This is a genomic window from Campylobacter sp. CFSAN093233, assembly GCF_011068165.1.
Taxonomy (GTDB): Bacteria; Campylobacterota; Campylobacteria; order Campylobacterales; family Campylobacteraceae; genus Campylobacter_D; species Campylobacter_D jejuni.
This window is the reverse complement of the sequence record NZ_JAAMWY010000008.1, coordinates 206384-212600: the sequence shown is the minus strand read 5'-3', so window position 1 is coordinate 212600 and position 6217 is coordinate 206384. Positions and strand designations below refer to the sequence as shown.

General features: G+C 26.2%; 7 protein-coding genes and 1 pseudogene. All 8 read right to left on the bottom strand.

Going from position 1 to position 6217, the window contains the following annotated elements; all coding sequences use genetic code 11:
• Nucleotides 1–422: 422 nt before the first annotated feature.
• The 8 genes and pseudogenes from FBF15_RS08345 to FBF15_RS09530 all read right to left on the bottom strand — a co-directional run bounded on the left by FBF15_RS08345 (nucleotide 423) and on the right by FBF15_RS09530 (nucleotide 6201).
• Nucleotides 423–1055: a hypothetical protein gene (locus FBF15_RS08345; protein WP_052773749.1), complete on the bottom strand. Its 633-nt coding sequence runs from the start codon at nucleotides 1053–1055 to the stop codon at nucleotides 423–425.
• A complete protein-coding gene (locus FBF15_RS08340; RefSeq protein WP_002791053.1) occupies nucleotides 1055–1405 on the bottom strand; it encodes a DUF4299 family protein in 351 nt (116 codons plus the stop codon). The genes FBF15_RS08345 and FBF15_RS08340 overlap by 1 nt, the downstream gene beginning before the upstream one ends.
• An 84-nt stretch (nucleotides 1406–1489) precedes the next feature.
• Nucleotides 1490–2056: a DUF1629 domain-containing protein gene (locus FBF15_RS08335; RefSeq protein ID WP_052773748.1), complete on the bottom strand. Its 567-nt coding sequence runs from the start codon at nucleotides 2054–2056 to the stop codon at nucleotides 1490–1492.
• Entirely contained in the window at nucleotides 2056–2832 is a 777-nt protein-coding gene (locus tag FBF15_RS09795) for an AHH domain-containing protein (RefSeq protein ID WP_242633122.1), read from the bottom strand. The genes FBF15_RS08335 and FBF15_RS09795 overlap by 1 nt, the downstream gene beginning before the upstream one ends.
• The gene (locus FBF15_RS08325) at nucleotides 2825–4075 is read right to left on the bottom strand and encodes a hypothetical protein (protein WP_165434632.1); all 1251 of its coding nucleotides are present in this window, start codon (nucleotides 4073–4075) and stop codon (nucleotides 2825–2827) included. The genes FBF15_RS09795 and FBF15_RS08325 overlap by 8 nt, the downstream gene beginning before the upstream one ends.
• Nucleotides 4072–4536, bottom strand: coding sequence for a hypothetical protein (locus FBF15_RS09790; protein ID WP_002779732.1), 465 nt, complete (start codon nucleotides 4534–4536; stop codon nucleotides 4072–4074). Before FBF15_RS09790 ends, FBF15_RS08325 begins: the two co-directional genes overlap by 4 nt.
• Nucleotides 4537–4581: 45 nt before the next feature.
• Nucleotides 4582–5515: pseudogene (locus tag FBF15_RS08315) on the bottom strand (ankyrin repeat domain-containing protein).
• A 65-nt stretch (nucleotides 5516–5580) separates the two neighbouring features.
• A complete protein-coding gene (locus FBF15_RS09530; RefSeq protein ID WP_171823049.1) occupies nucleotides 5581–6201 on the bottom strand; it encodes a hypothetical protein in 621 nt (206 codons plus the stop codon).
• Between the last annotated feature and the right edge of the window lie 16 nt (nucleotides 6202–6217).

Genomic DNA, 6217 nt, shown 5'->3' with positions numbered 1-6217 from the left:
TATTTGAGAGGGTAAGTTCATTATAACCTTCTTCATTAACACCTATGGTTTTAGAAGAAAGAGAAGTTTGGCGATCATTAAAAGGAAGATTTACTAAACTTGGATTAGCCCCATTATACAAACTTCCACTTACATAAGGTTTATCTATATCATCATCTAAAAAAGAAATAATCACTTCATCTCCTAACTTTCTTTGATAAGGGCTTTAGTGATTTTAAAGGGTAGGGGATTTGAAGTAGAATTTGATATATTAAGACTCATGTAAGAATTAAGGGACATTGATGATCCTTTTGGGGGTTGAGTTTATGGTGTTTATAATTTGGTATAAATCCACTATGTTTTTAATTTTTATATTTATTATTTTAACACAAATAGTCTAAATTTGAGTAGAAAAAGAAATTGCTTATTTTTGTTATTAAAATCTATTTTTTATCTAAATTTACTTCTATGATATTGAGTTCTTTTTCGCTGTTTTGTGTATTTTCTAAACGCAATTTTATTTTATTTGCACCCATGGGAGTTAAAATAGTAAAATATCTAATATTATTTTCATAAAAATCCCAAATTTCATCAAATTCCAAATAATTTGCTAATCCATATTCTTTAAACTCACATTCTTTATAGATTGATTTTAAAAATTTTGGCACTTCATTAATAATAAAAAGTATTTTGATTTTTTCTTTTTGAGAATTAATATCCAATTCTTTAATCAGATTATTTTGATATTCTTGCTTTATTATTTCTATTATTTTTTTATTATCACAATTTTTTAAATCATTAAGATTAATATCTATTTCTTTTTTTAACTCTAATTCTTGAAGAAAATAATTTGTATTCTTATAATCAGAAGCTTGTGGTAATAATATATTTAATTGTTCATCACTTTTAAAAATTAATTTCGCTATATTCATAATTTTAATATTTAATTCTAATATAGCGTAAAAATCTTTTTTAGAAAAAATTTTATCTACACCTTTTTTCATATTTACAATATCTAAATTTTCATCAGATAAAAATTCTATAAGTTTATTTAAAAATATAGGTTGAGGAAGCATTACCACCCTTTAAGCTCTAAGCTTTCAAGCTCTTCTAAACTCATTGCTCTAATTAAAATCCTTTCTTCTGATTGAATTAAAGAAAAATCTTGCAATTTCTCTAAAGCTTCTTTATACTCTAAATACCCCAAAGGCTCATCTTTGCTAATGCTAAAAAAACTCAGCCTCCATTTGGTTTCTTTATCTTCATCATCTAGTTCAAAATTTTCCCAAGGTTTTTTAAAAAGAATAGTATCTGTATCTTCACTTAGGGTGAAATTTATTATTAACCCATCTGGTGTTTCATAAAGTTTAGGCATAGCTTCATAAGCTTCTTCCCAACGTCTTTGTAAAAGTTTTAAATCTTCCATAAATTTTTCCTTAAATATAAAATGAAATTATAACTAAAAATCTTTTTATATTAAATTGCAAAATTTTTTATAGCTTTTAGTCTTTCAATTTTCATATACCATAACTTCACTAAAACTAAAACCTAATAAATTGTTTTCTCTTACTATTTTTCTAAATTCACTTGATACAAAAACAGGTACTTCATCATCTTTAATTCTAAATATATGGCTTCCATCAAGTTTTGATTTTTTTAAAACAGCTTTAGTAATACTTAAATATTCATCATTATCACCCATATAAGTATATACAGAATGTTCATAATCTAAAGCCTCAAGTGATTTTGTTACATGCATAATTTTACAACCATAATAATTTATTTCCTGACTTTTAATTTCTACATCTAAATATTGCACACAATCTTTGATTAAATCTTGCATTAAATTTATAAATTTAGGAGAGACTATACGCCAACCACAGTCATTGTGTATAAGATCAGTCAGTATATTACCATCATCTTTGTCGATTTCAAAACTAGGTGTTTGCCAATTTGTGATAGGTTTGGATTCTAAAAGTGCATATTCATCGTTATTTTTTATATCTACAAGATCACAAGAGTACCAATTATCCACATCGTTATGATTATAGTTATACATCATTTTATAATATTTCATTATTTTCTCTCCTTATAGTAATCTTTATGAAGTATAGCAGGATTGTTTTTGACTTCTTCTTTTAGTTTTTCAAATTCTTTTATGAATTTATCCTTATCTCCTCTTGCTATTTTATCAATTTTACTCATTTTTTCAAGAATATATTCATGATATTCATTAGGATGTCTTCCGCGATGTGGCATTTTAACTTTATTCCAGTCTTCATCCAATTCCATGTTATATTTTTTTGTTATTTTTCGAAATTCTTTAGTAAATTTTTTATTCTTATCAGTGGCAATATGATGGGTTTGAATTGATGATTGTTTGTTATCATCTCCCATCCCTTCCCATCTTATCCTATCATACTCAATCTTAGCAAGAGGACTAGCTTGTATTTTAGCTAAAGCAAATTTAATCTTATTCTTTTTGGGTATAGCAAATATAGGATAACCTTTTATACTCATTCCTATCAAACCCATTTGTAACACAGAATGTTTATTATTAACTTTATGATCTGAATAAGTATAAGCAAATACCATAGCTACTTTAGTACAAGGTCCTCCTAGTATAGGTGGATTTAAACATCCACTTATACTAGCTCCTTGTATTTCATTATCAAGCATAATAGGAACATTGTCTGATTTTATTCTTTTAGCTTTTTTTGCTTTTAACTTAACTCTACCTCCATGTAAGCATACTAAAGTATTATCTTCTAAGATAGGATGCATACAAGAAGTATCAGGACTTATATTAATATCTTTTATTCTAGGAATAAGGATTGTTCTTTTTTTAGCCATGAAAAGTCTTGTGGGTTTTAAGTATGTTTTCTAGTTGTTCATCTTTAGCATAAAGAAGCTTTTCTTCTAAAGAGCAATCAAAATTTAAAGGAAAAGGTTTTAGGGTATTTTTACTTAGAAATTTTTCCCAAAGTATAGAATTTTCTTTTGCTGAAAACTCCCAAAAATCATCTTTATTTTTATAAACATAGTCTTTATAATCTATAAAATTTACAAAATTGATATCTATATCTTTTTGTTTAGAAAGTATGCCTTGTATGTTTTCTTCTTCTGTGTTTTTTGGAATTTTGTTGTAATTAATAAGATAATAATTAAGTCTATCTTTGTTTAATTCTTGATTGTCAAGTTCATTTAAAAACTCTTTAGAATAATAATTTAAAAAGTAAGTATTTGTGTATTCTTCTATATATTCTTTAAAACTTCTTTTATGAATTAATTTATCTTGATTAATGGGATAAGATTTTAAAGTATTATTTTTAGAATCTAAAGTATGATCATATCCTACAAAAAAATAAGAAAAATCCATAAAAGCATAATCAGCACTGATGCCTTTACAAAGATTTAAAAACATATTTTCAAGTTCTAAAATGATTTTATCTTCTTTGCTTAAATTTAATTCTTTTTGTATCTCATCTTGACTTTTTGGAGTAAAAGTATGATTGATTCTGTGATTATAATTGTTAATTAAATATTCTAAGCTTTCATCACTAAAATTAAAGCTTAGCTCAAGTGAAGAATTAAAATAAATATCATATTTATTAAAGTAGGGTGCTAAATTATCTTTTTCTATAAAAATATCAATTTGATTTTGAGAAAAATTTTCTCCTTTTTCATCCCAAAAAGGAAAATTAGGAGAAAGATTTTTAAGCATACCAATCTCTGTCAAATCATTTTTTTGATAATATTGATGTAAAATATATTTACTTTTATCCTTACATAAACGATTATAAAATTGAGTATAATTTGAAGGCAAAAAATCAAGCCATTCATCATCACCATGTAGATTTATGCCTTCAAATTGATCAACACTAAAATAAGCTTTAAACTCTTGCATAGCTTTTAAGGTATTTTCTAAATGCTTATTATAAAATTTGTCTTTATTGGCTTGTTTAAATTCAAACCAATCTTTGGCATTTAAACGCTCGCCTTTTAAGCTCCAAGCATTAAGATATTTTTCATCACTAAAAGTTTTAGTAGAAAAAAGATAAAAGCTTACTCGATTAGAGCTTAATGTTTGTTTCATTTAAAATCTTTTAAAGCATATAAAAAGTCTTTAATATCACTTACTTGATCTTCTACCCAATCTTCTACTGTATAATCTTCATCACAATCGCTATCTTCATTATAATAATCTCCCCCTTCAAAGTCAGCAGGATCGTCATAAAGTTCCATTTCTATATGTTCTAATTCAAATTCCAAATCATTTATAAAATTTCGAAGATTTACGCCATTAAATTCACTTTTATCATATTCTAAAACAGCAATAAGATTAGGCGGCAAGGTAACTTTATATTTTGCATCAACTTTTAAATTGCCATTTTCTACTAAATTTTTATATTCATAGCTTAAAATGCTACTTATAAAAGCTCTTCGTTCGTATTTTTTTAAACCATATAAAGCATCTTTTAAATAATTATCATTTTTAAGATAGTATTTAAACACTTCTTGTATATATTCATCATCCAATAATTTTTTATTTTTCATTATCTTTCCTTATAATTTATTTTAGCAAAGTGAATTTCTATTCCCTCATTCACTTTCTTTAGCCTTTTTTATAGCATCGTTTAAAAGTTTGGAATATTCATCATGATATTTACCTAATAAATCCATATCAGTTTTTCCGTCAATTTCGCAATGAGAAGAATCATATGCTGGTAAATTAAATTTCTTTCTGATTTGTTCTGAAGTCATTGCTCCTGCATCTTTTAAAAGCTTTTTATTTCTAGATCCTTTTGCATCATCTAAAGGGGTGGTTGGGGTAGCAAAATTCACATTAGCTCCAAGTTCAATTAAAAGCTGTGTAACCCTATAGGTTTCAGGTTCGCTTACAGCTTCAAATAAAAGGGTTTCATTGTTGCATTTTCTTAATTTACTAAAAGTTTGCATATCTACATTAGCTCCTCCTTTAATAGCTAGTTCTAATAATTCATAATTATTGCGTCTAGCCCAAAAATGCATAGGGGTCCAATTTGTATCTTCATCATGCACTTCAAATTTAGCCCCACGATTGACTAGATACTTAATGATTTGAGAATTTGGATTATCAGCACTTAATATATAATCATAGATTAGAGCGTTTTGATAAATACAAGGATCATCTTCTACTTCTTCCATCAAGATATATTTATCATTAGCTTCTTTGATATATTTCAGCAAAGTTATATTTAGGATCTTTTAAACTTAATCCATACTCATCAAATAAATAATCTAAAATAGAAAAATCATTATTGTTTTCTTCACAAGCATGTGCAGCTCTTATTATTAGATTAAAAGGATCAAATAAAGGAAAGTCTCCATCCTCATCTTTAATATTAAGCTCATAACAAGATATTTTTACAGGATAATCCTTTAAAATATCTTTTAGCTTAACTAAATCATTATTATCTATAATTTCAAGAACTAAATCTTCTAATTCATCTTTTTCTTGATAGCTCATAGCTTTGATATCTTCTAAGGTTTTCATTGTTTTTCCTTTCTTTGTAAATTGGGTTTTTTATGATTTTAGTTTTAATTTTAAGAAAATTGCTTTTAATCCGCTCTTAAATCACCTCCTTTTACTCTTAAACCTTTGCTATCTATAATCACTTGTGTTGTTCCTACTTGGAGTATAATTTTATCTTTTGTTTGTGTAATAGTTGTATTTCCTACCCTAGAAACGATTTGTTTTTGTGCTGTTAAAACACTTTCTTGATTTGCCATAGTATTTACATTATCAGCTGTAAAAGAGCAATTTTTCTTGGCTTTAAAACTAATAGAATCATCAGCTTCAGCTTTGAAATACTCATTTGTTTCTATGCTTAGATCTTGTTTGGAATAAAATTTTATACTTTGATTGGTTTGAAGCACATAAGAACCTTTTATGGTTTCATTTTTGTTATGTCCTATTCTTTGGATAAAATCATTTTTGATATCTTGCTCTAGATTGTTATTGATTATTACTCTTTTGTCGTTTCCTATCTTTTCTTCGTGGTTTTGTCCGATATTGACTTCATTGCTGATTCCTACATTTAAAGTATTACTTAAGCCCACATTAGTATCTTTAGAAAGTAGGGTATTTTCTAAATATTCAGCTCCTACATTGACATTTTTAAAACCTATGATATTTTGCATATGTCCTAAAGTAATAAATTCGGTATATAAGGCTCCCACTTCTGAAGTTTTATTA

Excerpts from the sequence above, each read along its gene's own strand:
- FBF15_RS08345 (WP_052773749.1), bottom strand. The coding sequence starts at position 1,055 with ATGCTTCCTCAACCTATATTTTTAAATAAACTTATAGAATTTTTATCT.
- FBF15_RS08335 (WP_052773748.1), bottom strand. The coding sequence starts at position 2,056 with ATGAAATATTATAAAATGATGTATAACTATAATCATAACGATGTGGAT.
- FBF15_RS09795 (WP_242633122.1), bottom strand. The coding sequence starts at position 2,832 with ATGGCTAAAAAAAGAACAATCCTTATTCCTAGAATAAAAGATATTAAT.
- FBF15_RS08340 (WP_002791053.1), bottom strand. The coding sequence starts at position 1,405 with ATGGAAGATTTAAAACTTTTACAAAGACGTTGGGAAGAAGCTTATGAA.
- FBF15_RS08325 (WP_165434632.1), bottom strand. The coding sequence starts at position 4,075 with ATGAAACAAACATTAAGCTCTAATCGAGTAAGCTTTTATCTTTTTTCT.
- FBF15_RS09790 (WP_002779732.1), bottom strand. The coding sequence starts at position 4,536 with ATGAAAAATAAAAAATTATTGGATGATGAATATATACAAGAAGTGTTT.